Source organism: Nonomuraea sp. NPDC049714 (genome assembly GCF_044465295.1).
Taxonomy (GTDB): Bacteria; Actinomycetota; Actinomycetes; order Streptosporangiales; family Streptosporangiaceae; genus Nonomuraea.
This window is the reverse complement of record NZ_JBITLM010000008.1, coordinates 343,384-368,729: the sequence shown is the minus strand read 5'-3', so window position 1 is coordinate 368,729 and position 25,346 is coordinate 343,384. Positions and strand designations below refer to the sequence as shown.

General features: G+C 69.6%; 24 protein-coding genes. 6 read left to right on the top strand and 18 right to left on the bottom strand.

The genetic code is table 11. The annotated features are described in order from the left end of the window. The first annotated feature begins 1 nt into the window (after window position 1). Window positions 2-847: an alpha/beta fold hydrolase gene (locus ACIBQX_RS30445; protein ID WP_397010452.1), complete on the top strand. Its 846-nt coding sequence runs from the start codon at window positions 2-4 to the stop codon at window positions 845-847. A 9-nt stretch (window positions 848-856) separates the two neighbouring features. Continuing rightward, on the top strand, window positions 857-1,462 hold the full coding sequence (locus ACIBQX_RS30440; protein ID WP_397010450.1) for a TetR/AcrR family transcriptional regulator: 606 nt from the start codon (window positions 857-859) through the stop codon (window positions 1,460-1,462). Window position 1,463: 1 nt separating this feature from the next. On the opposite strand, the gene ACIBQX_RS30435 is transcribed toward ACIBQX_RS30440, so the two are convergent. From ACIBQX_RS30435 to ACIBQX_RS30385, 11 genes are all read right to left on the bottom strand, one after another. Then, on the bottom strand, window positions 1,464-1,910 hold the full coding sequence (locus tag ACIBQX_RS30435) for a nitroreductase family deazaflavin-dependent oxidoreductase (RefSeq protein WP_397010448.1): 447 nt from the start codon (window positions 1,908-1,910) through the stop codon (window positions 1,464-1,466). Beyond that, window positions 1,907-2,314 (bottom strand): hypothetical protein, encoded by a 408-nt coding sequence (locus ACIBQX_RS30430; protein ID WP_397010446.1) that lies wholly within the window; start codon window positions 2,312-2,314, stop codon window positions 1,907-1,909. Before ACIBQX_RS30430 ends, ACIBQX_RS30435 begins: the two co-directional genes overlap by 4 nt. A gap of 169 nt (window positions 2,315-2,483) precedes the next feature. After that, on the bottom strand, window positions 2,484-2,900 hold the full coding sequence (locus tag ACIBQX_RS30425; protein WP_397010444.1) for a PIN domain-containing protein: 417 nt from the start codon (window positions 2,898-2,900) through the stop codon (window positions 2,484-2,486). After that, entirely contained in the window at window positions 2,876-3,187 is a 312-nt protein-coding gene (locus ACIBQX_RS30420; protein WP_397010442.1) for a hypothetical protein, read from the bottom strand. The genes ACIBQX_RS30425 and ACIBQX_RS30420 overlap by 25 nt, the downstream gene beginning before the upstream one ends. A 163-nt stretch (window positions 3,188-3,350) precedes the next feature. After that, window positions 3,351-4,346: a LacI family DNA-binding transcriptional regulator gene (locus tag ACIBQX_RS30415; protein WP_397010440.1), complete on the bottom strand. Its 996-nt coding sequence runs from the start codon at window positions 4,344-4,346 to the stop codon at window positions 3,351-3,353. Window positions 4,347-4,378: 32 nt separating this feature from the next. Beyond that, entirely contained in the window at window positions 4,379-5,749 is a 1,371-nt protein-coding gene (locus tag ACIBQX_RS30410; RefSeq protein ID WP_397010438.1) for a GH1 family beta-glucosidase, read from the bottom strand. Beyond that, on the bottom strand, window positions 5,746-6,549 hold the full coding sequence (locus ACIBQX_RS30405) for a carbohydrate ABC transporter permease (protein ID WP_397010436.1): 804 nt from the start codon (window positions 6,547-6,549) through the stop codon (window positions 5,746-5,748). The genes ACIBQX_RS30410 and ACIBQX_RS30405 overlap by 4 nt, the downstream gene beginning before the upstream one ends. After that, window positions 6,546-7,502, bottom strand: coding sequence for a sugar ABC transporter permease (locus ACIBQX_RS30400; protein WP_327109352.1), 957 nt, complete (start codon window positions 7,500-7,502; stop codon window positions 6,546-6,548). The genes ACIBQX_RS30405 and ACIBQX_RS30400 overlap by 4 nt, the downstream gene beginning before the upstream one ends. Continuing rightward, the gene (locus tag ACIBQX_RS30395; protein ID WP_397010434.1) at window positions 7,499-8,791 is read right to left on the bottom strand and encodes an extracellular solute-binding protein; all 1,293 of its coding nucleotides are present in this window, start codon (window positions 8,789-8,791) and stop codon (window positions 7,499-7,501) included. The genes ACIBQX_RS30400 and ACIBQX_RS30395 overlap by 4 nt, the downstream gene beginning before the upstream one ends. 178 nt (window positions 8,792-8,969) lie before the next feature. Continuing rightward, entirely contained in the window at window positions 8,970-9,860 is an 891-nt protein-coding gene (locus ACIBQX_RS30390; protein WP_397010432.1) for a serine/threonine-protein kinase, read from the bottom strand. A gap of 37 nt (window positions 9,861-9,897) precedes the next feature. After that, window positions 9,898-11,934: an N-6 DNA methylase gene (locus tag ACIBQX_RS30385; protein ID WP_397010430.1), complete on the bottom strand. Its 2,037-nt coding sequence runs from the start codon at window positions 11,932-11,934 to the stop codon at window positions 9,898-9,900. A 76-nt stretch (window positions 11,935-12,010) separates the two neighbouring features. Between ACIBQX_RS30385 and ACIBQX_RS30380 the strand changes: the two genes are divergently transcribed. Both ACIBQX_RS30380 and ACIBQX_RS30375 read left to right on the top strand, forming a co-directional pair. Then, on the top strand, window positions 12,011-12,781 hold the full coding sequence (locus tag ACIBQX_RS30380; RefSeq protein ID WP_397010428.1) for a PP2C family protein-serine/threonine phosphatase: 771 nt from the start codon (window positions 12,011-12,013) through the stop codon (window positions 12,779-12,781). Window positions 12,782-12,894: 113 nt separating this feature from the next. Then, window positions 12,895-13,815 carry a CHAP domain-containing protein gene (locus ACIBQX_RS30375; protein WP_397010426.1) on the top strand — a complete coding sequence of 307 codons (921 nt, stop codon included), beginning with the start codon at window positions 12,895-12,897 and terminating at the stop codon, window positions 13,813-13,815. A gap of 13 nt (window positions 13,816-13,828) precedes the next feature. On the opposite strand, the gene ACIBQX_RS30370 is transcribed toward ACIBQX_RS30375, so the two are convergent. Continuing rightward, window positions 13,829-14,869 (bottom strand): glucose 1-dehydrogenase, encoded by a 1,041-nt coding sequence (locus ACIBQX_RS30370; RefSeq protein ID WP_397010424.1) that lies wholly within the window; start codon window positions 14,867-14,869, stop codon window positions 13,829-13,831. Window positions 14,870-14,969: 100 nt separating this feature from the next. Between ACIBQX_RS30370 and icmF the strand changes: the two genes are divergently transcribed. Next, the gene (gene icmF / locus ACIBQX_RS30365) at window positions 14,970-18,245 is read left to right on the top strand and encodes a fused isobutyryl-CoA mutase/GTPase IcmF (protein WP_397010422.1); all 3,276 of its coding nucleotides are present in this window, start codon (window positions 14,970-14,972) and stop codon (window positions 18,243-18,245) included. Between the two features lie 18 nt (window positions 18,246-18,263). Here icmF and ACIBQX_RS30360 read toward each other — a convergent pair whose 3' ends face one another. Both ACIBQX_RS30360 and ACIBQX_RS30355 read right to left on the bottom strand, forming a co-directional pair. Further along, window positions 18,264-19,163, bottom strand: coding sequence for a TIGR03619 family F420-dependent LLM class oxidoreductase (locus ACIBQX_RS30360; RefSeq protein WP_397010420.1), 900 nt, complete (start codon window positions 19,161-19,163; stop codon window positions 18,264-18,266). 3 nt (window positions 19,164-19,166) lie between these two features. Then, a complete protein-coding gene (locus ACIBQX_RS30355) occupies window positions 19,167-19,970 on the bottom strand; it encodes an SAM-dependent methyltransferase (RefSeq protein WP_397010418.1) in 804 nt (267 codons plus the stop codon). A gap of 122 nt (window positions 19,971-20,092) precedes the next feature. On the opposite strand from ACIBQX_RS30355, the gene ACIBQX_RS30350 reads away from it, so the two are divergent. Beyond that, a complete protein-coding gene (locus ACIBQX_RS30350; RefSeq protein WP_397010416.1) occupies window positions 20,093-20,884 on the top strand; it encodes a helical backbone metal receptor in 792 nt (263 codons plus the stop codon). Here the strand turns inward: ACIBQX_RS30350 and ACIBQX_RS30345 are convergent. From ACIBQX_RS30345 to ACIBQX_RS30330, 4 genes are read right to left on the bottom strand one after another with little or no spacing between them, the layout of a single operon-like run. Beyond that, window positions 20,849-22,030, bottom strand: coding sequence for an ROK family protein (locus tag ACIBQX_RS30345; protein ID WP_397010414.1), 1,182 nt, complete (start codon window positions 22,028-22,030; stop codon window positions 20,849-20,851). The two genes, ACIBQX_RS30350 and ACIBQX_RS30345, sit on opposite strands and share 36 nt — an antisense overlap. A 3-nt stretch (window positions 22,031-22,033) precedes the next feature. After that, complete coding sequence (locus ACIBQX_RS30340) at window positions 22,034-22,879, bottom strand: carbohydrate ABC transporter permease (protein WP_397010412.1); 846 nt, start codon at window positions 22,877-22,879, stop codon at window positions 22,034-22,036. Then, a complete protein-coding gene (locus tag ACIBQX_RS30335) occupies window positions 22,866-23,795 on the bottom strand; it encodes a carbohydrate ABC transporter permease (protein WP_397010410.1) in 930 nt (309 codons plus the stop codon). The genes ACIBQX_RS30340 and ACIBQX_RS30335 overlap by 14 nt, the downstream gene beginning before the upstream one ends. Continuing rightward, window positions 23,792-25,156: an ABC transporter substrate-binding protein gene (locus ACIBQX_RS30330; protein ID WP_397010408.1), complete on the bottom strand. Its 1,365-nt coding sequence runs from the start codon at window positions 25,154-25,156 to the stop codon at window positions 23,792-23,794. Before ACIBQX_RS30330 ends, ACIBQX_RS30335 begins: the two co-directional genes overlap by 4 nt. Between the last annotated feature and the right edge of the window lie 190 nt (window positions 25,157-25,346).

The window sequence follows — 25,346 nt, the reverse complement described above, 5'->3', positions numbered from 1 at the left end:
CATGCGTGTTCAGGTGAACGGCACATCCCTGTACGTGGACGTCGAAGGCGCCGCCCTGGAGCCCGATGGCTACACGATGCGGGACAAGCCGACCCTCCTGCTGCTGCACGGCGGCCCCGGGCACGATCACTCGATCTTCAAGCCCGCCTACGGTCAGCTCGCCGATCTGGTCCAGATCGTCTACGTCGACCAGCGCGGCAATGGCCGCAGCCAGGACTCCGACCCGGCCACCTGGAACCTCGACCAGTGGGGCGACGACGTGCGCGCCCTGTGCGACACGCTCGGCATCGTCAAGCCGATCGTCCTGGGCTGGTCCTGGGGCGGTGCCGTGGCCATGAACTACGCCTCTCGCCACCCTGACCACCCGGCCAAGCTGATCCTGCAGAGCACCGTCGCCCGCTGGGACCTGGACCGGATCGTCGAAGGTTTCCGCGTCGAGGCCGGGGAGGAGGCCGCCACGGCCGCCAAGGCGTTCCTCACCGAAGGGACCCCGGAGACGTTCGCCGCTTTCGGGCAGCTCTGCGCCCCCGCCTACAGCCCTGACCCGAACTTTCCGAGTGAATCCGACATACAGGCCATGGCCCGTATCATCCCGAATCCCGGGCTCACCATGAGCTTCATGTCCACCGCCCGGTTCGACCTGACCGCGCTCCTGGCCGCCATCCAGTGCCCGGCCCTCGTCATGGCCGGTACCCGCGACCCCATTACGCCGCTTTCCACGGCGCGGGAGATCGTGGATGGCCTGCCCGGGGCACGCCTGGAGGCGTTCGAACGCTCCGGCCATTTCATTCCCGACACCGAGGGCGAGCGATTCTTCGCCCTGCTGCGCTCCTTCATCGAAGACTGACCCGGCGCCATGACGTACTTGCCGGTCGACGAGCGGCGGCGCGCCATCATCGACGCCGCCATCGAGGTGATCGCGGAGGAGGGACTCGCCCGCGCGACCACTCGCCGCATCGCCGAACGGGCCGGCACCCCGCGGGCGACCATCCACTACTGCTTCCGTGACAAGGACGAGCTGACCCTTCTCATCCTGGCTCGGGCCCGCTCCACCATGCATGCCGCCTTCGCCCGTCTGTCACCCGGCTCCGGATTCGAGGCGACCGTCCGGGCCGTCGTCGTCGCCTACTGGCAGTGGATCCGCGACGCCCCCGGCCTGCACCTGGCGCTCCTGGAGCTGACCCTGTGGGTGATCCGCAACCGGCAGACCGTGGCGCCGGACGGCGACGTCTGGGCCGCGGTGAACGCCTCCTTCGGCGGTGATCTCATCGAGGACGCCTTCACCGCCGCCGCCCGGGCCGACGACCTCCACCCCGCCGTCCCCGTACCCGACCTGGCCCGCTTCCTCATCCACCGCATGGACGGCCTCGTCCTGGAACTCGCCGAGACCCGTGACGAGGTGGCTTGCGAGCACCAGGCACACCTGCTCGCCAACGCCCTCATCGCTCTCGCCACCCCGTGACTCAGCCGAGGTCCGGCATTCCTGCCCGCTCGATGATCACGATCGGGATCTGCCTCGACGTCGCCCGCTGGTAGCCGATGTAGCGCGGCCATATCCCGGTCATCGTGTCCCAGAGGCGGAGCAGCTCGTCGCCGGCCGCCGGGCGGGCCACCGCGTCGAAGACCTCCGCCCCGACCTGCACCTTGACCTGTGGCTGAGCGAGCAGGTTGTGGAACCAGAGCGGATGGTCGGCGGCGCCGCCGTTGGAGGCGACCACGAGGTAACGGTCGCCGTCGCGGCCGTAGATGAGGGCGGTGCGGCGGGGGAGCCCTGAGCGGCGGCCGATCGTGGTGATCAGCAGGGTGGGCGCGCCGTGGAAGAGGTGGCCGCGAGTGCCGCCGGACTCGGCGTAGCTCTTGACATGCCTGGCCACCCACCCGGTGGGGCTGTCGATCGGCTCCCGGCTCATCGGGCCGCTCCGCCCACGTTGAGCACGTGTCCGGTGCCGGGGACCAGGACGGTCTCCAGCTGGGCGCGGGCACTGGAGAAGGTGGCCCACAGGCCGGACCGGGTGATGGGCATAGAGCTCCTTCGAGTTAGCCAAATTTGCATCCGCCCGTCGGGTCCGGCCTCACCGCCGGCCCCGGTGGCGACCCCCTCCTCAGGAGTCTGCGATGACCTGGTCGTCGGCTCGTCCTCCGACTCCTGGGGCGTCGGCTCCTCGTCCGTTTCGTCCTCGTCCGCGGTGGGTGTTGTGCTGCCAGTGCCGCCGATGGTGAGCGGATACGTCTTCAGCGTGGCCGAGTTGGTGGGCTCGCAGTCGATGAGCGGGTTCTGCGGGGTCAAGCCGAAGTTGACCGAGGCGGGTTTCACGCTCGCTGTGCCGGGAGGAGATTTTGGTGGCAGACACTGTCCATCCCCCTGTCGGAGCGGAAGTCGCGGCGACCCAACGATGCCACTCCTTGGTCACGTTCCAGTGGAGGTGGTCCGGGGGATCCGTCCGGGAACGTCGCCTTCCTCGACTTCGGAATGAGTCAAGACGTCAAAGCCCGATCACCTTGACCGTCTTCCCGCAAAGCCTGCTCATGTCGTCCTCGTCCGAGGTGAGAACGATCACCGGTCGGACGGCTCGCAGAGCGGTGGCCGCCACCACCGCGTCGATGGCGTACTTGTGACCGTGCAGGCGGGTCTCATGGAGCAGGTCGATCGCCCGTCGGCTGATGTCTTCGGTCACCGGCTCGATCTTCAGCCGGGGCAGGTGCCACCTGAGCCGATCAGCCCTCACACGGATGTCCTGAGCCTCGATCGGCGTCATCGCGCTGACGATGAGGCGGAAATCGTTGTCCTGCGCTTCGCGGATGATGGCGGTCACGCGATGGTCGGCCTCGCACCACTTGACGAGGCCTTCGCAGTCCAGGACCACAGTGCCGGCGCTCATTCTGCTCTGTGCGCGGGCCATCCGTCCCCTTCCTGGAGCTCAGGCGCGGACTTCACGGTGCGGAACAGCTCTGCCGCCTCATCGCGAAACTCCTGAGGGATCGGTCCGGCGGCGGCCTCATTCGCTTGGAGTGCTTCCTCCAGGAGATCTCGCTCGATCTGACGCTCGATCGCGGAGTCGACGTAGGCGGAGAAACCGCGCGCTCCGACGCGTTCCTTGACCGCCCTGATATTCCCGCTACGCAAGGAGACGCTCACTTTGGCAGCGGGTCCGTCCCCTGGCGCGAACTCTCGCTCAGGCATGCTCATGCGGTCAGTTTACTACTTGAAGTAGCAAGACACATCGAGAGGCGACACGACCATCGGTGCCAGGCTGAGGATCCTGAGGCGCTGGGGGCATGACGCTTCTGGAACTCGGCGGGCAGGCCGGGCTGAGCAAGAGCTTCCTGTCGATGGCCGAACGTCAGCGGGGTCAGGCCGACTCACGGACGATCAACTCCGTGGGGAGGATCACGGGGACGGCGGGGCCTTCGCCGAACAGGCGCAGGAGCAGGCCGACCATGGCCGCCGTCTGCTCGGCGATCGGGTGGCGCATCGTCGTCAGCGGCGGCTCGGTGTAGCGGGCGGCCTCGATGTCGTCGAAGCCCACCACCGCGACATCGTCAGGCACCCGGCGGCCCGCCTGGCGCAGCGACTGCAGGGCGCCGACCGCCATCAGGTCGTTGGCCACGAAGACGGCGTCCAGGGCGGGGTCGTCACGCAGGAGTTGGCGCATGGCCACCGCGCCGGACTCGCGGGTGAAGTCGCCCACCGCGACGATCGAGCGGCGGTCGGAGTCGCGCAGCACGTTGCGGTAGCCGGTGAGCCGGTCCTGGCCGCCGATCATGTCCTGCGGCCCGGCGATCGTGGCGATCCGGCGGCGGCCGAGCTCCACGAGGTGGCGCACCGCCGTCTCCGCCCCGCCCACGTTGTCGTTGTCGACGTACGGGATCTCGACGGGGACGGCGGGCCGGCCGTAGGAGACGACCGGCACCTGCAGGCGGGACAGCGCGGACGGCAGCGGGTCGGCGCCGTGCATGGAGATGAGCATGACGCCGTCGACGTGCCCGCCCGCGATGTAGCGCTCCACCCGGGCGTGGCTCTCGGCCGAGGACGCGAGCATCAACACGACCTGCTTGTTGACCGCCTCCAGCTCGTAGCTGGCCGAGCGGATCACCGTGGAGAACAGCGGATCTTCGGAGAAGACCCTGGTCGGAGGCTCGGAGACGACCAGGGCGATCGAGTCGGTCCGCTGTGTGACGAGGCTGCGCGCCGCCGAGTTGGGCACGTAGCCCAGCTCGTCGATCGCGCGCTGCACCGCGTCGCGGATCTGCGGCGCCACGGTCGTCTGGCCGTTGACGACGCGCGAGGCGGTGGCCCGTGAGACGCCCGCTCGGGCGGCGACCGCCTCCAGGGTCGGACGTCTCATGACTGCATCAAACAGGAGAGCACGGAAGGAATCTACAGGTGGTTGGCGGCGATCACGTCGCGGTACCACAGCGCGCTGTCCTTGAGCACCCTGGTCTGGGTCGCGTAGTCCACGTGCACGATGCCGAACCTGCGCCGGTAGCCCTCCGCCCACTCGAAGTTGTCCAGCAGCGACCAGACGAGGTATCCCCGCAGGTCGGCGCCCTGCTCGATGGCCCTGCCCACCTCGCGCAGGTGCCCCTGGAGGAAGGACACGCGGTCTGCGTCGTGCACCCGGCCGTCCTCCACGACGTCGTCGAAGGCCGCGCCGTTCTCCGTGACCATGAGGCCCACCTGCGGGTAGTCCTGCGAGAGCCGTACCAGCAGCCTGGACAGGCCGTCGGGGACGATCGGCCAGCCCATCGCGGTCGTCGGCGCGTCCGCCGCGGCGAACTCGACGTCCTCCGAGCCCGGCCAGGCCGCGTCGGCGGGCCGGCCGGGACCGGCCTGCACCACGCACGGGTTGTAGTAGTTGATCCCGACCAGGTCGATCGGCGCATTGATGATCTTGAGGTCGCCGTCCTGGATGTGCCCGGTGCCGCCGTTGCGCGCCGCGGCGGCCAGCACCTCCTCGGGATACCGGCCGTAGAGGGCCGGGTCGAGGAACTGCCTGGTCAGCAGCGCGTGAATGCGGTCGACGGCCGCCGCGTCGGCCTCGCTCGCGACCGCCTGCGGGTCGTTGACCTGGGCCGGGGTCAGCACCGGGGCGGAGTTGACGACCAGCATGATGCTCTGCGCGCCCAGCTCCCGCAGCCGGGACGCGGCCAGGCCGTGGCCCAGCAGCAGGTGGTGGGCCGAGCGCATGGCGTGGGCGGGGTTCTTACGGCCGGGAGCGTGCACGCCGTTGCCATAGCCGAGGAAGGCCGCGACCCACGGCTCGTTCAGCGTCGCCCAGTCGCGGACCCGGTCGCCCAGCCGCTCGTGGACGAGTGCGGCGTAGTCGGCGAAGCGGTAGGCGGTGTCGCGGTCCACCCAGCCGCCGCGCTCTTCGAGGGCCTGGGGAAGGTCCCAGTGGTAGAGGGTGACGTACGGCGCGATGCCGGCTTCGAGGAGTTCGTCCACGAGCCGGTCGTAGAACGCGAGCCCGGCCGGGTTGGCGGGGCCGCTCCCGTCCGGCTGGATCCGCGGCCAGGCCACGGAGAACCTGTAGGCCGCCAGCCGCAGCTCGCGCATGAGCCCGACGTCGTCCTGGTAGCGGTGGTAGTGGTCGCAGGCGACGTCCCCTGTGTCGCCGTCGGCTACCTTGCCGGGGGTATGGGAGAAGGTGTCCCAGATCGACTGGCCTCGCCCGTCCTCCTTGACCGCCCCCTCGATCTGATAGGAAGCCGTTGCGGCACCCCAGACGAAGTTTTCCGGGAAAATCATCCCTTGACCGCTCCTTGCATGATTCCGCCGATGATTTGCTTGCCGAACAGGGCGAAGACGAGGACGAGCGGCAGTGTGCCGATCGCGGTCCCGGCCAGCCCCAGCACGTAGTCGTTGACGTACCCGCTGGCGAGTGTCGACAGCGCCACCTGGACCGTCGGATTGTCCGGGGTGAGCACGACGAGCGGCCAGAAGTAGTCGTTCCAGGCTGACATGAAGGTCAGCATGCCGAGCACGGCCGCCGCCGGTCGCGCGGCGGGCAGCACGACGTGCCAGAAGAGCCCCCAGGTCGTGCACCCGTCGACCCGCCCCGCCTCCAGCAGCTCGTTCGGCAGCGCCCTGGACAGATACTGCGTCATGAAGAACACGCCGAAGGCGTTGACCAGCGCCGGCACGACCAGCGCGTAGTTGGTGCCGGTCCACTCCAGCTTGATCATGAGCATGTAGAGCGGGATGATGCCGAGCTGGGCGGGCACCATCATGGTCGCGACCGTGATGACGAGCATCGCGTTCTTGCCCCGGAAGCGGAGCTTGGCGAAGGCGAACCCGGCCAGCGTCGAGAAGAACATCACCGCCAGCGAGATCGACCCCGCCACGATGATCGAGTTCAGCAGCGCGAGCCCGAAGGGCACGGTGTCGAAGACACGGGCCACGTTGGCGAAGAAGTTGCCGCCGGGCAGCAGCGGCGGCGGCACCTCGGCCAGCGCCGAGTTGTGCCGGGAGGCCACGACGACGCTGTAGTAGAGCGGGAAGGCCGAGAAGAAGGCCACCGCGGTCAGCGTCAGATAGCGCAGTCTCACAGGAGTCCGCCCTTCACTCGCCTGCTCAGCAGGAAGTTCACGCCGGCGACCAGCACCACGATGAGGAACATCACCCACGACGCGGCGGAGGCGTAGCCGAAGTCGAACACGGTGAAGGCCTGCTCGTAGACGTACAGCGCCAGCGTCTGGAACTGCCGGTCCGGCCCGCCGCTGACGAGGCCGCCACCGCCGCCGCTGCTCGTGCCGAACAGCATGGGCTCGGCGATGACCTGCATGGCGCCGATGGTGGAGACGATCACCACGAAGATGATCGTCGGCCGGATCATCGGGATGGTGATCCTGCGCAGCTGGGTGGCGCCGCTCGCCCCGTCGAGGGTCGCGGCCTCGTACAGTTCGCGTGGTACGGCCTGCATCGCGGCCAGGAAGATGAGCGCGTTGTAGCCGGTCCACCGCCACATGATCATCACCGAGAGCGCGATGTGCGAGGTCGCGGTGCCCGCCGCCCAGTCGATCTGGCCGACGCCGACCAGCGACAGCATCCAGTTGATCAGGCCGAAGTCCCGGCCGAACAGCTGGCTGAAGATCACCACCACGGCCACCACGCTGGTGACGTTCGGCAGCAGCAACGAGATCCGGAACAGCGTCTGGAAGCGCAGCCGCCGGTTGAGCAGGTGCGCGAGCCAGATGGACAGCACCAGCTGCGGCACGGTCGACAGCACGCCGATCGACAGGGTGTTGAACGTGGCGTTCCAGAAGTAGCCGTCGGCGAGCAGCGTCTCGTAGTTCTTCAGGCCGATGAACGTCTGCTCCTCGTCCAGCAGCGTCCACTCGTGCAGGCTGACCCAGGCCGTGTAGAAGAGCGGGAAGAGGCCGAACGCGCCGAACAGCAGGAAGAAGGGGGCGACGTAGGCGTACGGCGACACCCTCGTGTCGAGGGTGTGCCGCATGCTCCGCCTACGTGGTCGGGTGACCGCGAGGGGAAGGGTGCTCATTTGATCTTCTTGACGTCCTCGAGCACCTGCGCCCACGCCTCGTCCGGGGTCTGCTTGCCCTGCTCGACCCGGCCCAGGCCGTTGCCGATGGCCGTGCGGACGTCGGCCTCCTTCGGGCCGAGGTGCTGCGGCTTGAGCGCCTTGGCGGCCTCGGAGTAGATCTTCCCGATGGGGGTGTCACCGAAGAACGGCTTGGTGAAGCTCTGGATCGACGGGTCGTCGTAGAGCGCCGGGATCGACGGGAAGATGCCCTCCTCCTTGAAGATCTGGGCCTGGGCGTCCTTGGTGGTGAGGAAGTCGATCAGCTCGGCGGCCTCCTTCGGGTGCTTGCTCTGCTTGGGCACCATCAGGTGGGAGCCGCCGCTGTTGCCCGATCCGCCGGGGACGGTGGCGATGTCCCACTTGCCGGTCGCGTCCTTGGCCTGCTCCTGGATGAAGCCGGTCATCCAGGCCGGGCAGATGATCGTGGCGAACGACCCCTTGGCGAAGCCGGTGTTCCACGGCGGCGTGAAGGCGGCGAGCTTGGCGGTCAGCCCCTCGGCGGTGATCTGGTTGGACAGGTCCCAGGCCTTCTTGACCTCCGGGTTGGAGTCCACGACGAGGTTGTCCTGCGGGTCGTACAGGCCGGTCGGGGCCTGGTTCACGATCGCGCGGAAGATCTCACCGGGGGAGTCCACGAACTTGGCGCCGGCCACGTCCGCCGCGGCGAACTTCTTGCCCGTGGCGATGTAGTCCTCCCACGTCGGCCAGAGCGCGGCGACCTTCTCGCGGTCCTCGGGCAGCCCGGCCTTCTTGAACAGGTCCTTGCGATAGCACATGGCCAGTCCGCCGACGTCGGTGCCGAGCCCGAGCACCTGCCCGCCGTCCTTGCTCAGGCCCTGCTGCCACTTCCAGTCGAGGTAGTCGCTCTGCCGCTTGTCGAGGCCGTACTGCTTGAGGTCGTGGAACTTCTGTGGCTGGGCGGTGAAGGTGCTGATGTAGCCGACCTCGACCGCCTCGATGTCGCCCGCGCCCGCGTTGGTGGCCAGCCGCTTGACGAGGTTGTTGTGGTGATCGTTGAACTGCGTGATGTTCTCGACGATCTCCACGTTGGGGTGGGTCTTCTTGAACTCCTCGTACAGCGGCTTGAAGCCGAGGTCGCCGAAGAGCCCGACCTTCAGCTGGATCTTCTCCGTGGGCGCGGCCTCGGGGCCCGACGCGGTGTCGCTGCCGCCGCAGGCGGCGGTCGCGAGCGCGAGGGCCGACGCGGTGATCAGTGGTACGGCGAGGCGCCGGAAACGAGAGGTCATGGAACTCTCCTGCAATTCGTGCTCAGGGGGTGAGTGAGAGAGCGCTCTCTCGCCAGATTCGCGGGCATAACCTGGGCCTGTCAACGATTGTGCGATAACGATCGCTGTTATCGAGAGAGCGATCTCTCAGCTGGTTCGGGGCATGGCCTGGTGCGGGAACGCTCCCACGGCATCCGCTCTACGAGCTGAGAACCCGCCCGACCATGCGGGCGTACATGCGTCCCGGGCTCGGCGCCTGGGTGAGGAATCCCGGCAGCATCGGCAGCGACACCGCGAGGGGCTCCAGCCGCCGGTAGAGCTCGTTGGCGTCCGACGGCCGGTCGTCCGGCTTCTTCTCCAGCAACTGTGCCAGCAGCGTGTCCAGCTCGCGTGGAAGCCCCGGGATGGCGGGCGGGCGCTGCTTCACCTGCCTCTCGAACACCACGTAGTCCGTGGGCCCGGTGAACAGCTGCCGCCCGGTCAGCATCTCGTGCAGCACGCAACCGAGCGCGTACAGATCGCTGCGGGGCTCGGCGACGCCGTGCTGGATCTGCTCGGGCGCCATGTAGGCGGGCGTCCCCAGGATCTGCCCGATCCTGGTGAACGTCGTCACGTCGGCGTCGCGCAGCATGGCCAGGCCGAAGTCCAGCACCTTGACGCTGCCGTCGGGGCAGAGCATGAGGTTGGTCGGCTTGAGGTCGCGGTGGCAGATCGACAGCGCGTGCGCGGCCGACAGCACCGCGCACGCCTGCGCCGCGATGGCGGCGGCCCAGGACACCGGCAGCGGCCCGTGCTCGCTCACCACGTCGGCCACCGTGACGCCCTCGATGAACTGCATCACCTGGTAGAGCCGCTGATCGTGGGTGCCGAAGTCATACAGTACGGGTGCGCCCGGATGCTCCAGCCTGGCCAGGATGCGCGCCTCGCGGATGAACCTGCGCTCCAGCTCCTGGTCAGGGCCGCTGGGCAGCCGGAGCAGCTTGACCGCGACCCTGCGGTCCAGATGACGGTCATGGCCGGCGTACACCGCGCCCATGCCGCCCTGTCCGAGGGGAAGGGCGTCGAGCGCATAGCGGTCCCCGATGACCATAACCCCCCTCCCGCCGTCTTCCGGAAAAACTACACCGTCAGGACTGCGGGTGCAGGTGGCCGTCGGTCAGCCCGTCGAGCCCCAGCCGGATCAGTGTCTGGCCCAGCGCCGACGTCTCCCGCAGCGCGTCCTCCAGCACCGCCAGCCGCCTGAACGCCTCGCCGTACGCGCGCTGCTCCTTGAGCGAGAGCCTCGGCAGGCGGGTACGGCGTACGTCGAACCTGCTGGAGCCGGTGGACGCGCGGCTGCCCGCGGCCCGCAGGAACCCCGCGAGGAAGTCCGGGTCGAGCCTGCGCGCGTCGACCCGGTAGAGCGTCAGATGCGGGCCGAGCGCGTAACCGCCGTCGGTCATCACCCGCACGCTGGAGTAGGAGGCCACCACATCTCCCGGCTGGACCATGACCAGGCCCTTGAACATGGAGACACGGCCGGACGCCGGCGTGCCGGTGGCCACGTCGTCGACCGTGAGCACGGGGACGTCGCCGTCGCCGACGGCCATCCTGGGCGGCGCCTGCGCCACCGTCACCAGGCCCTCCTTGATCAAGTCGCCGACCGTGGTGACGGGCTGGTCGAGCGGCTGGTCGAGCACCTTGAGGTCGGGCGGCACGGCGGTGGCGGCCAGGAAGCGCTCGCGGGTCTCGGTGAACACCCGGCCCAGGTCGTCGCGGCGCTGGTGGCGGGCCGGCGTCATGTCGACCTCGTCGGCCAGCAGGTCGATGATCCGTACGGCCTGTCCGGAACCGTCCTCCAGGTAGGCCCGCCAGGCCGGCTCGACGGCCGACTGGTCGGCCGCCGCGTCCAGGATCAGCACGTCGGACGGCGGGCGCTCGCCGGCGGCCGGACGGCGCAGCAGCCACAGGTCGGAGCCCGGCAGCGCCACCACCGCCCGCAGCGCCCCGGCCCGCAGCAGGTTGGCGCGGATGCGGCGGCCCGCCTTACGGCTGGCGGCGGCGGGCGGCATCAGGATCGCCACCAGGCCGCCGGGGCTGACGTGCGTCAGGCAGTGCTGCACCCAGGCCAGCTCGGGCTCACCGCGCGGCGGCAGGCCGTACTCCCAGCGAGGATCGCCGACCAGCTCCTCGTAACCCCACGCCCGCTCGTTGAACGGCGGGTCACAGACCACGGCGTCGGCCTTCTGCCCGGCGAAGCCGTCATGCCGCATGGCGTCGCCCGTCACGATCGCGGCCTCGACACCGCGCAGCCGCAGCCGCGCCGCGGCGATCCCCGCCGACGCCTCGCTGAGCTCCTGCCCGAGCACCCGCGCCGACCCGGCCGCGAGCAGCAGCGTCCCCACCCCGCAGGCGGGGTCGAGGATCACCCGGGCTCGTGGGCCGGCGCTGCCGGGGGCCGGTGGAGGGCTGTTGGCGGGGGCGATCTCCGCCGGTGCACGCCCCGGCGGACTGCTCGCCTGCCCGACACTGTCCTCCCCGCTGAGGCCGGGGGTCGGGCCGCTTGCTTGTGTGATGTTCTCGTCCCCGGGGCCCGTGACCGGGGTGCTCGCCTGTCCTGCGAGATCTGTGACCGGGGCGCTCGCCTGTCCGGTGAGGTCCGTGACCGGGGTGCTCGCCTGGCCGCTGTCGGCGGGCCGGTCGGTGGTCGGGGGAGGGCCGCTTTCGGCGCCGACCAGGCGGAGCATCAGCTCGGCGATGTCGTCGCGGGTGACGGAGAGCTGCCTGGAGTGGGCTTCGAGATAGCGCTCGACGAGGAACTCGTACGCGGTCAGCGCGCCGTGCCGCTCGGCCAGCTCCGACACGAGCGCCGCGAGCTCGGGCTCCAGGTTGCTCGCGCCGGTGGTCAGGAGCGCCCCTGCCTGAGCGACCGCCTCGCCGAGGCGCAAATCGCCTGCGGCTTTCAGGCGCTGCCAGGCCCGATCCGCCAGGGATACCTGGTAGGACTTCCCATAGCGTCTCAGCCACGCCTCGACTTGCGGCAGCGAGAAGAGCGGCTGGTTGGCGGTACCGCCGACAGGCGGCGGGAAGTCGTCGTGGCGGCGGCGCCAGTTGCTCACCGCCGCACGCCCGACACCGGCGAGCCGGGCGATGTCCCCGGCGTTCAGGGTCGGGTCGTGGCTCATGAAGGCCACAGTAGTTCAACCGAGTCTTCAGCGCATCTGCTTGTGAAGTCTTTCAACCAGTGATTTACTGCGGGGTATGAAGCAGAACATCCGCTATGCCGCCGGATCAGACGTGGGCCGCCGCAGGGAGCAGAACGAGGATTCTGGCTACGCGTCCGGCCGGTTGCTCGTGGTGGCTGACGGGATGGGCGGGCATGCGGCCGGTGAGCTGGCGAGCTCGGCGGCCATCGCGGTGATGCGCGAGCTGGACGCCACGCTTCCCGAGACGGGCACCGACCTTGAGACCGCGCTCGAAGGCGCCGTGCACGAGGCCGCGCGCAGGCTGGTCGAGCTGGCGGAGATCGACCCCGCGCGCAGGGGGATGGGGACCACGGTGACCGCCATGCTCTGGGACGGTTACCGGTTCGCCCTTGCTCATCTCGGCGACTCCCGCGGATATCTGCTTCGTGATGGTGCGCTCTATCAGATGACCAAGGATCACACACTCGTGCAGTCGATGGTGGACGAAGGCCGCATCACCGAGGACCAGGCCGCCGTGCACCCGCGCCGCTCGATGGTGCTGCGGGTGCTGGGCAGCGAGGGCAGGGCGGAGCCTGACATGGCGCTGCGCGAGGCCGAGCCGGATGATCGCTACCTCCTCTGCTCCGACGGGCTCACCACCGTGCTCGGGCCCGAGGTCCTGCACGAGGTGCTGACCACGGTGGCAGACCCGGCCCTGGCCGTCCAGAGGCTCATCGACCTGGCCAACGAGGGCGGCTCGCCGGACAACGTGACGGTGATCGTCGCCGACGTGGTCACGCCGGGCGCGGGCGACACGAACATCTTCCGAGTGGGCGCCGGCTGCTGAGTTAACCACCCGCCTCACCAGTATCAACAGCCACAAGACCGATATTTCGGCTCATAGCTTGACACTTTCCGAGTGTCCCGCGCACGTTTGCGATGCCGCTATTACAGTCCATCGTGATCTGCCACATTCTGGGGGGAGTCAAGCTGGACCCGATCGCTGAAGAGTTATTGAAAACGGTCCGCAAGGAACTCGGCTACCGGGAGAAGAAGGGCGAACATACCAAGTTCGGCCACTGGTACGCGGACCGCCTCCAGGACCCGCAGTATCGGGACGCGCCCTGGTGTGACATGTTCATCGCCTGGGCCGCCGACAAGGCCGGCGTCAGCGACTACGTCGGCCAGTTCGCCTGGACCCCCTCGCACGCGGTCTGGTTCATCAAGAAGGACGCCTGGACGCAGCGGCCGGAGCCCGGAGCGCTGGTCTTCTTCGACTGGAAGGGCGGCAAGAGCTACAAGGGCGTCGACCACGTGGGGATCGTGGAGCGGGTCGAGGGCAAGAAGATCCACACCATCGAGGCCAACGTGGACCGCGTCTGGCTCAAGCGCAAGGTCCGCGAGACGGACAAGGTCGTCGGGTACGGCCTGCCGCGCGTGGTCAAGGCCAACGCCTCCCCGGACGAGATCCGTGCCACCGACCAGCCGTTCCCGTCAGGCGAGCGCTCCGACGCGCGGGAGGGCTCACCCCTCGACGTCCTGGGGTCGCCGCTGGCCCTGCTGGTGCTCATGGTGGCCACCACCGTCCTGGTCTCGCTCCGGCTGGCGGGTCGTCGCCGTGGTCACCACCGCCGCTTCCGTTGGCCCTGGAACGCGCCATCGTCCACGCCGTCGTCGTCCACCCCGCCGTCGCGCAGGGCCGCTGAGCCGCTCCCACCGGAGATCCCGCGCATCAGGACCCGCGCCGCCCGCCCCGAGACCGGCGCGTCGAGGACCACCCCCACGGTTACCGAGCCGCGTCCCGGCCCGGTGGCCACCAAGACCCGTCCCCCGGCGGCCCGTACCCCCACGAGACGCAGACCGTACGAACCGAGGGAATGAGCGGTCCGCGTGGTCAGGATTCCAGGTTGATGACCACCTTGACGTGGTCGCCGGGTTCGAAGGCCGCTGGGGCCTGGTCGAGCGGCAGGCGGCGGGTGATGAGCCTGGACAGCCAGTCGTGGTCCGCCTTCGTCAGCGCGGCGGCGGCGGCGCGGTAGTGGCGCAGGTTGGCGTTGACGCTGCCGAAGACCACGTCGTTCTCCAGGACGATGTCCCGGTTGATCTGGCCCGCGTCCATCCGGATGAGCCGTCCGCCGCTGGAGACGCCGGTGAGGCAGACGATGCCGGCGGCCGCGTTGTTCAGCATGGCCTCCACGACGAGCTGCGCCGCCCCGGTGGCCTCGACGATGATGTCCGGTTTGAAGCCGACGGACTCGATGCCGTCCCCCGCGTGGTAGGTGCCGCCCAGGTCGGCCACCAGGGCGGGTTTGACCCCGTCGGTGGCGCGGTCGAGGACGTGCACATCGAGTCCGCGCTGCTTGGCGAGCAGGGCGGCCAGTAGCCCGATCGGCCCTGCCCCGGTGACGAGCACGTTCTGCGGCCCGAACCAGGCGCGCGCGCCGATGGCCTCGATGTGCTCCCAGGCCTTGGCCACCACGGAGGCGGGCTCGACGAGGACGCCGAGCTCGCCCAGGGCGGGATCGATCTTGACCGCGTACCCGGCCTCCACGACCCACCGTTCGCTGCCGTAGCCGTCCAGCTCCTTGATGCCGCGCTCGGTGTACCCGCCGTTGCGGCACATGTCGAACTCGCCCCTGGCGCACGCGGGGCACGGCTCGGGGTCGGGCCGGCGGACCACGCCCACCACGAGGTCGCCGGGGGAGTAGGCGGAGCCCTCCGGCGCCCGCAGCACCCGCCCGAGTGACTCGTGGCCGAGGATCATGGGCTCTGCTCGCGGCCAGCCGTACTCCCCCGAGTTCAGCTCCCTGTCGGTCCCGCAGATGCCCAGGGCCAGACCCTGGACGAGCAACTGGCCCGCCTTCGGCTCCGGCTCCGGAACCTCTGTCACCCCGAGCGTGCCCTGCTTGCCGGGAATCAGCGTGATCGCACGCATGGCCTCACCTCCGAGGGCACTACTACCCATCCAGAGGCCCTGGGAAATAGTAGGACGTCCTAGTATCTTCGGTTGTAAGCCCACAAAGGAGTGATCAGGCGTGCACGTTCCCGTCCACCCGGTCCGTTTCGTCACGGCGGCAGCGCTGTTCGACGGCCACGACGCGGCGATCAACATCATGCGGCGGATCCTGCAGACCCAGGGCGCCGAGGTGATCCACCTCGGGCACAACCGGTCGGTGGACGACATCGTCACCGCCGCCATCCAGGAGGACGTCCAAGGCGTGGCGATCAGCTCCTACCAGGGCGGGCATGTGGAGTTCTTCTCCTACCTGGTGGATCTGCTGCGCGAGCGCGGCGCCGGCCATGTCAAGGTGTACGGCGGCGGAGGCGGCGTCATCGTGCGCGAGGAGATCGACCTCCTGCACTCCCGGGGCGTGACCCGGATCTTCTCGCCCGAGGACGGCCAGCGTCTCGGCCTGCCCGGGATGATCAACAAGCTGATCGAGGAGTGCGACGTCGAGCCGGCGGGCGCGCCCACGGTGGAGGCGGTGGTCTCGGGCGACCAGACGGCCCTGGCCCGCGCGATCACCCTCCTTGAGTCGGGGCGGGCCCCCGCCGAGCTGGTCGACGGGCTGCGGGCGGCAGGCCGGTCCGCGCCGGTGCTGGGCATCACGGGCACCGGCGGCTCCGGCAAGTCCTCGCTCACCGACGAGCTGGTGCGCCGGCTGCGCGTGGACAACGACGACAAGCTGCGCATCGCCATCATCGCGATCGACCCCACCCGCAGGCGCGGCGGCGGCGCGCTGCTGGGCGACCGGATCAGGATGAACAGCCTGAGTCCCCAGACCTACTTCCGCTCCCTGGCCACCCGGGGCGCCGCCAGCGAGGTGCCCGCCTGCCTGGACGACGTCATCACCGCCTGCCGCGCCGCTGGGCACGACCTGGTCGTGGTGGAGACGCCCGGCATCGGGCAGGGCGACGCCGGCATCGTGCCGCACGTGGACGTGCCCATCTACGTGATGACGCCCGAGTTCGGCGCGGCCTCCCAGCTGGAGAAGATCGACATGCTGGACTTCGCCGAGGCGGTCGTGATCAACAAGTACGAGCGGCGTGGCGCCGAGGACGCCCTGCGTGACGTGCGCCGCCAGCTCGTGCGCAACCGCGAGGCGTTCGGCGTCCCGCCGGAGGAGATGCCGGTCTTCGGCACGATCGCGGCCCGCTACAACGACGGCGGCGTCACCGCGCTCTACCACCACCTCAAGGACTTGCTGGTGGACAAGGGCATGCCGGCCGGGCCGGGATTGCTGGCGGCGGTGGCTGGGCGTACCTCTCAGGCGTCGGCCGCGATCGTGCCGCCGGCGCGGGTGCGCTATCTGGCGGAGATCGCCGAGACGGTGCGCGGCTACCACGCCGAGACGCGGGCTCAGGCGGAGATCGCCCGCCGCCGCCAGCAGCTCACCGACGTGCGCGCACTGCTGGCGAGTGACAGTGCCGGTGCCAGCGCTCGTGCCAGCGCTAGTGCCGGTGACAGCGCCGGCGTCGGTGACGGCGCGGCGGACGCCCGGCTGGCCCGGCTGAGCGAGCGGGCCGAGCGGGAGCTGAGCGAGGAGAGCAGGGCCCTGCTGGACTCCTGGCCCGCGACGAAGGAGCAGTACACCGCCGACGAGCTGGTCGTGAAGGTGCGCGATCGGGAGATCCACACGCCGCTGTGGCGCGAGACGCTCTCCGGCAACCGCATCCCCCGGGTGGCCCTGCCCCGCTACACCGACCACGGGGAGCTGCTCAGGTTCCTGCGGGCGGAGAACCTGCCGGGCAGGTTCCCGTTCACCGCCGGGGTGTTCCCGTTCAAGCGGGACGACGAGGACCCGACCAGGATGTTCGCCGGCGAGGGCGATCCGTTCCGCACCAACAGGCGCTTCAAGCTGCTGTCGGAGGGGCAGCCCGCGACCCGGCTGTCCACCGCCTTCGACTCGGTGACGCTGTACGGGAACGACCCCGACCTGCGCCCCGATATTTACGGAAAAGTCGGCACTTCGGGGGTGTCGATCGCGACGCTCGACGACATGAAGGCGCTCTACGACGGCTTCGACCTGGCCGCGCCCAGTACGTCGGTGTCCATGACGATCAACGGCCCGGCCCCCACGATCCTCGCCTTCTTCCTCAACGCCGCCATCGACCAGGCGATGGACCGCTTCCAGGCCGAGCACGGGCGGGCCCCGTACGAAGAAGAGGCCCGTGACCTGCGGGCCAGGACGCTCGCCACCGTCAGGGGCACCGTGCAGGCGGACATCCTCAAGGAGGACCAAGGCCAGAACACCTGCATCTTCTCCACCGAGTTCTCGCTCAGGATGATGGCCGACATCCAGGAGTGGTTCATTCACAACAGCGTGCGCAACTTCTACTCCGTGTCGATCTCCGGCTACCACATCGCCGAAGCAGGCGCCAACCCCATCAGCCAGCTCGCCTTCACCCTGGCCAACGGCCTGACCTACGTGGAGGCGTACCTGGCGCGCGGCATGAACGTCGACGACTTCGCGCCCAACCTGTCGTTCTTCTTCTCCAACGGCATGGACCCCGAGTACAGCGTGCTCGGCCGGGTCGCCCGCCGCATCTGGGCCGTCACCATGCGGGAGAGGTACGGCGCGGCCGAGCGGTCGCAGAAGCTCAAGTACCACGTCCAGACCTCGGGCCGCTCGCTGCACGCCCAGGAGATGAACTTCAACGACATCCGCACCACGTTGCAGGCCCTGATCGCCATTTACGACAACTGCAACAGCCTGCACACCAACGCCTTCGACGAGGCGGTCACCACCCCGTCCGCCGACTCGGTGCGCCGGGCCATGGCGATCCAGCTCATCATCAACCGCGAGTGGGGCCTGGCCCGCAACGAGAACCCGCTGCAGGGCTCGTTCATCATCGACGAGCTCACCGACCTGGTCGAGGAGGCGGTGCTGCGCGAGTTCGAGCGGCTGTCGGACCGGGGCGGCGTGCTGGGCGCGATGGAGACCGGCTACCAGCGCGGCCGCATCCAGGACGAGTCCATGCTGTACGAGACCCGCAAGCACGACGGTTCGCTGCCCATCGTCGGCGTGAACACCTTCCGCGCCCCGGACGGCGACGACCAGCAGGGGTCGCGGCACCTGGAACTGGCCAGGGGGACCGAGGAGGAGAAGCGCTCCCAGCTGGACCGGCTGCACGCCTTCCACGAGCGCCACCGCGACGAGGCGCCCGCCGCGCTGGCCCGGCTGCGGGAGACGGCCATGTCCGAGGGCAACGCCTTCGAGGTGCTGATGGAGGCGGCCCGGGTGTGCTCGCTGGGGCAGATCACCGAGGCGCTGTTCGAGGCGGGAGGCCAGTACCGGCGCAACGTCTGACGCCCCCTGGAGGAGCGGTCAGGTGAGGTGGGACCTGAACTCGCCGGCCAGCTTGAGCAGGTGCTGGTCGTCGGTGGCGGTGAGCTGGAGGTCCAGGAAGATCTCGTGGACCCCGGCCGCCGCCGCCTCGTTCAGGTAGCCGGCGATCTGCGCGACGGTGCCGCTCACGGGCGGCGTCCCCCGGCCCTTCCCGGTGATCTTCGGGTTGGCCCGCATCACCATGCGCAGCGCCTCCGGGTCGCGGCCGGCCGACTCCGCGCTGCGCCGTACGGAGTCCCACATCGGGACGAGCATGGACAGCGGCATGGCGGCGGTGAGCCAGCCGTCGGCCCGGCGTCCGATGCGCTGGAGCGCGCCGGGCGAGAAGCCGGCGAGGTAGAGCGGCGGGCGGCCGACGGGCTTGGGCTGGATGCGGCTGGGCGCCACGGTCCACAACTCGTTGGAGTAGGCCACCGGGTCGCTGTGCCAGATGGCCTCCAGCGCGTCCAGCGTGGCCTCGTACCGGGCGGCCCTGGACCGCCACGGCACGCCGACGGCCGCGTACTCGTCGGAGGACCAGCCCAGGCCGAGGCCGACGTCGAGCCGGCCGTCGCTGAGCCGGTCGATGGTGGTGAGCGAGCGGGCCAGCAGCGGGGGAGGGTACCAGCAGGCGTTCAGCGCGCTGGAGCCCAGCCGGACCCGGGAGGTGACGGAGGCGGCGACCGACAGCACCGCGAACGGGTCCAGGAAGACGCCGTGCTCCTCCGGGATCGCGCCGTCGCCGCCCGGATAGCGGTCCTTCGGCTCCAGCGGTGTCATCAGCCGGTCGCCCACCCACAGGGAGTCGAGGCCCATGGCCTCGGCCTCCTGCGCGACCAGGCGCAGGCTGCTGGGGGAGGCGAACCTGCCGTACTGCGGCACCGCCAGGCCGATCCGCACGCGTCAGCTCCTTCTGGCCACGCCGCACAGGACGAGCGACGATTCCGGCCGGTCGATGAAGTCGATCCTGTCAGCCTCGTCGGGCCGCCATTCCGGCAGCCAGACCACCCCGGGGTCCAGCAGCTCGAAGCCCTCGAACAGGGCCTCGATCCGCTTGCGGTCGCGCAGGAAGAGCCGCGAGGTGGCGTTCCGGTAGACCTCGGTGCCCTTGCTGACGGCCTCGGCGCGGGCGTCGCTGGTGCCGTGGGACATCACCAGATAGCTGCCCGGTGCCATCACCTCGCGCAAGGTACGGATGATCTGCTCGGGGTCGTCGGCCTCGTCGATGAAGTGCATGACGGCGACCAGCAGGATCCCGACCGGCTTGGTGAAGTCGATGATCTCGGTGACATCCGGATTTCTCAGGATTTCCTGAGGCTTTCTGAGGTCGCCTTCCACCGCTCTGGTGTCGTGGGCCGATTCGAGCAGCGCCCTGGCGTGGACCAGGACCACCGGGTCCACGTCCACGTAGACGACCTTGCTGGTTCCCAGGACCTCGTTGGCGACCTCGTGCACGGCGCCCTGCGTGGGCAGCCCGGTGCCGATGTCCAGGAACTGATGGATCCCGGCGCCCGCCAGGAACCGCACGGCTCGTCCCAGGAACGCCCGGTTGGCGCGTGCGGCGGCTCGCAGCTCGGGGGCCACTTCAAGGATCTTCTCGGCGGCTTCGCGATCGGCCGGGAAGTGGTCCTTGCCCCCGAGGTAGTAGTCGTACAGGCGGGCGACGTTGGGCGTGTTCGGATCAAAGCCCAGCGAGTCTCGCTCCAAACCGACGATCCCCCGATTCAGTCAATATGGTGTTTTTTAGGATTGTAAGGTTCTCTAACCTCACTTGTAGCGCAATTCCCGGCGATCTCCCAGTCCATGGTCACGACGCATAGAGTTCTTCTGTGCCAGGTGAACAGGTCGACGACACCGGGGCGGTCGTGCCGGTCCCCGAGACGGTGACGCGCGTCGTGTCCCTCGTGCCGTCGCTGACGGAGTCGGTGGCCGCGACGCTCCCCGGCGCTCTCGTGGGCGTCACCGACTGGTGCTCGCACCCCGCCGACCTGGACGTCACCCGGGTCAAGGGCACCAAGAACCCCGATCTCGACCTGATCAGGCGGCTGCGCCCGGACGTCGTCCTGGCCAACGCCGAGGAGAACCGCGCCCCCGACATCGAGGCGCTGCGCGCGGCGGGCGTCCCCGTCTGGGTGACCAGGATCGAGACCCTGGACCAGGCCTTCGCCTCCCTGGCCCGGATGTTCGCCGTGGCCTGCCGCGCCGGCCGTCCCGGCTGGCTCGACCGGGCCGAGGAGAGCTGGCGGGCGCCGTACGATGGGCCGAGAAGGAGCGCGGTCATCCCCATCTGGCGGCGTCCGTGGATGGTGGCAGGCCGCGACACCTTCACCGGTGACGTGCTCGCCAGGCTGGGCGTGGACAACCTTTACGCCGGCCACCCCGACCGCTACCCGAAGATCCCGCTGCCGGAGCTGGTGGCGGCCCGCCCGGACCTGGTGGTGCTGCCCGACGAGCCCTACGCCTTCACCGCCACCGACGGCCCGGAGTCGTTCCCCGGCCTGCCCTGCGCGCTGGTGAGCGGGCGGCTGCTCACGTGGTACGGCCCCTCGCTCACCACCGCCAGGGCCGGGCTGGAGGCCGCGCTGTCAGCCGGCCGCGCCGGTCCTGGCCCTTCCTCGTGACGGGGCGAGCTCGGCCAGGGCCGCGTCGACGGCCGCCGGCGACAGGACGTGCTCCATGACGGCGACGGCCGTCCCCACGATGCCCGCCCGGTCGCCCAGCGAGCTCGGGACGATCTCCAGGTTGCGGGTGGTGTACGGCAGGCTCCGGCGGTAGACGCTCTCCCTGATGCCCGTCAGATAGTGCTCTCCCGTCGCCGCCATGTCACCGGCCAGCACCAGCACGCCCGGGTTGAGCAGGCTGACCGCCGTGGCCAGCACGATGCCCAGGGTGCGGCCGCCCTCCTGGGTGCGCGCGATGGCGGCGGGGTCTCCGGCGTGCACCAGGCGGACCACGTCGCGGCTGCTGCTCCGGCCCAGGTCCGCGGCCATGGCGGAGCCGCTCGCCAGCGAGGCCACGCAGCCGCGCGAGCCGCAGGTGCACACGCGGTCGTCGGCCTCGTGCAGGCGGACGTGGCCGATGTTGCCCGCGGCCTCCTCCACACCCCGGTAGACGCGCCCGCCCAGCACGATGCCGGTGCCGATGCCGGTGGACACCTTGATCAGGATGAGCGACTCGCAGTGGCGCCAGCCGGACCACCACTCGCCCAGCGCCATCGCGTTGGCGTCGTTCTCCACCAGGATCGGCACGTCGAACCGCTCCCGCAGCAGCTCCCGGATCGGGTGGTCGTCCCACCCGGGCATCAGGAACGACCGGATGACCCGGCCCGTGGTGTGGTCCACCGAGCCGGGCAGGTCGAGGCCGATGCCGCACACCTGGCCGGCGGTCCGGCCGGCGCGGTCGAGCAGCCGCTGGAAGGCCTGGCCCACCCAGGACAGGACGGCCTCCGGGCCGAGCTCGATGCGCATCTCGGTGTGCTCCTCGGCCATCGGCCGGGCCGCGAGGTCGGTGAGCGCCACCCGGGCGTGGCTGGCCCCCAGATCGGCCACCAGCACCAGGCGGCTGGTGGCGTCGATGTCGAGCACCGAGGGGGGCCGCCCGCCGCCGGAGGTCCCGACGCCGGACTCGTGGATGAACCCGGCCTCGATCAGCCGGTCCACCCGGTCGGTGATGGTCGACCGGGACAGACCGGTGTACTCGATCAGTTCTCTGCGTGTCGGGCAGGAGCCGTCGCGGATGAGCTGGAGGACCTGCCCTGCCGTCAGCATGGTCTATCCCTTCTCCGCCCCTGCGGTGAGGCCCTCCGTCAGCAGTCTCTCGCCGGCGAAGAACACGATCACGATGGGCAGTGTCAGTACCACGGATCCCGCCATGAGAACCGTTGTCGGGATCTCGATGCTGCCTGCCAGCTGTGAGAGTCCCAGGGAAACGGTCCAGCTGTCCCGCTTTTCCACCAGGAAGAGCAGAGCGAACAGGAACTCGTTCCAAGCGATCATGAACGCGTACAGTCCGGTCGCCATGAGCGCGGGCTTGGACAGCGGCAGCACCACCCGCCAGATCGTCGACAGGCGGCTGCAACCGTCGATCGCGGCGGCCTCCTCCACGCTCTGCGGCACCGTTTCGAAGTAGTTGCGGAGCATGTATACCGTGACGGGCACGGTCTGCGCGATGTACACCAGGATCAGGCCGGTCAGCGACCCCCGCAGCCCCAGCATCGTGAACAGCACGAAGAGCGGGATGGCCAGCACGATGGCCGGGAACAGGTAGACGGCCAGGAACAGGAAGTGCACCTGCCGGCGGCCGAAGAAGCGCAGCCGCGCGACCGCGTACGCGCCGGGGATCGAGATCAGCAGCGTGACCGCGACCGAGACGACCGCGACGATCGCGCTGTTGCGCATGAAGGTCAGAAAGCCCTGCCGGCCCAGCACGTTCGTGTACGTGTCCAGGGTGAAGTTCCGCGGCCACAGCGAGCCGGGCTCCAGGATGAGCTCCTGGATGTCGCGGAAGGACAGCATCACCATGTAGTACAGGGGGAACGCGGTGATCAGGAAGAGGACGGCGATCACCAGCGGCCTGAGCGCCCGGAACAGAGCCCGCTCGAACCTATCCCTGGTCACGGTCGCCTCCAGCGAAGAACTTGAGATAGACGACCAGGAACACGACCAGCACGGCCGCGAGCACGATGGCCTGCGCGGCCGAGGCGCCGATGTCGTCGCGAGCGGTCAGGAAATTGAAGACGCGCACGCTGACCACCTCCGTGCCTGCGCCGCCGCCGGTCAGCAGATAGACGTCGTCGAACTTGGTGAAGGTGAACACGAACCGCAGCACCGCCAGCAGCGCGATGATCCGCCACAGCTGCGGCATGATCACGTAGCGGAAGCGCTGCGTCGGCGTCGCCCCGTCCACCACCGCGGCCTCGTCCAGCTCGGCGGGCAGCGCCTGGATCCTGGCCAGGATGAACAGGAAGGCGAAGGGGAAGTACCGCCACGCCTCGAACGCGATCACGGTGAGCAGCGCCACCGGCACCTCGACGCCGAGGAAGGTGCCCCTGGCCTGGGTGAGAAAGGCGATCGGCTCGCGCAGCCAGGTGTTCACGATGCCGTACTGGGGGCTCAGCATCGTCTCCCACAGGAACGTCACCGCCACCACCGGCGCCACGTACGGGATCAGGATCGAGGCCCTGACCAGGGTCCTGCCCCTGAACCTGTCCCGCAGGGCCAGCGCGGCGACCAGCCCGATCACGATCGACAGCCCGGTGCCCGCCACGGTGTAGATCAGGGTGTTGACCAGGGCCGTCCAGAATCCCGGCTCGGCCAGCACGTACGTGAAGTTCTCCAGCGTGTAGCCGCCGAAGAGCCCCACCTGGCGAATGTTGATCAGCCGTACGTCCTGGAACGCCAGCATGATCGCCCACAGGAGCGGCAGCACCACCACGACCAGCGTGATGGTCAGGGTCGGCGAGATCAGCGCCAGCCCGGCCCGGCCCTCCTGCTCGCGCAGGGTCTGCCCGCGCGGGGTCTGCCCGCGCTTCACTCGCGGATCCCGCGCTTGATGGTCTCCACCTCGGTCTTGGCCTGGGTGGCCGCGGCCTGGGCGGTGAGTGAGCCGTTCACGATGGCGCTCAGCGCCGTGGGCACCGGCAGCTCGCCCATGGTGGCGCCGACGAGCTTGCCCTGGCCCTGCGGGATGCCCCAGCGCCCGAACGTGTCGGGGCTGGTGCGCAGCGCGTCGAGCACCTCGGCCGGGTAGACGTCGGCCAGCGGCTTCTTCGTGTCGACGCCCGCCGGCAGCCGGTCCCACTTGTCCGCGTACCCCTTGCGGGTGGGGAACTTGCCCTCGGGCGCCATCCCGATCCACCGCTCGTAGCCCTCGTTCATCATGTAGGAGACGAACCGGGTGGCCGGGTCGGTGGCGGAGTCCCGCATGATCGCCCAGGAGACGATCTCGCCGTACTGCGCGGGCGCGCTGCCGTCAGGGCCCTTCAGCGCGGTGACGACTCCGGTGTTCTTGGCCAGCCATTCAGGATCATCCCGGCATTCGGGGCAGCTGGGTAGGGCGTCCTTGCGCAGCCCGGCCAGCTCGTCCAGGACGAACGACGACCAGATCATCATGGCGGCCTTGCCGGAGAAGTAGGTGGCCCTGGTGGAGTCGACGTCCTGCATGCCCTTGACCGAGTGGTCCCTGGCCAGGCCGGCGTAGAAGTCGAACGCCCTGACGCACGGGGGCGAGTCGAGGGTGACGTTGCCGGCGTCGTCCACCAGTTGGCAGCCGTTGGCCAGTGCGATGTGCTCGAAGCTCTGCGCGGTGAAGGCGTCCTTCGGCGCGACCGCCAGCGTGATGCCCGCGGTGCCGCCGGTGTTCAGCTTCGCGGCCGCGGCCTGCAGCGCTTCGTAGGTGTCGGGCGGCTGCAGCCCGGCCCGCTCGAACAGGTCCTTGCGGTAGAGGATGAGCTGCGCCCATCCGTCGCTGGGCACGGCCAGCAGCTTGCCTTCGGAGCTGTCGAGCTCCAGGGCCCGCGCCGAGAACGTGTCCCGGCCGAGCCGATCGACGATCCTGCCGGCGGTCTCGGTGTCGAGCAGGTCGTTGGCCTCCAGCTCACGGACCGAGGCGAGGGGAAGCGCCCCGATCACGTCGGGCAGGTCGCCCGCCGCGGCGGCGGAGGTGATCACCTGGCTGAACTGGTCCTCGGCCACTCCGACGAGGTCGACCTTGACCCCGGTCTGCTGGGTGAACTCGGCGATGATCTGTTTCTGGACGGCCATCCGGTCTTCGAGGTTCTCCTCGGTCCAGACGGTGATCCGGTCGGTGGCCTGCTCGCTGTCGTCGCCACAGGCCGCCAGGCAGGTCGCGGCGAGCAGTGCGGCGGAGAGGACGGCGGTTACCCGCTTCGGCATGGCACGCTCCTCTGTACGGGGATACGCCCGCACGTACCCCCGGACGAGACGGCTCAACGTGGAGTAAGTGAGACCAGCCTCGACGTGGTCACGCCGGCCACTGCTTTCACCCGCGCCTCATGCGCCGGGCGTGGAATGTTCAGGGGGCCGGGCGCGCAGGCAAAGCGGGGGTCTGCTGTTCGCGAAGGAT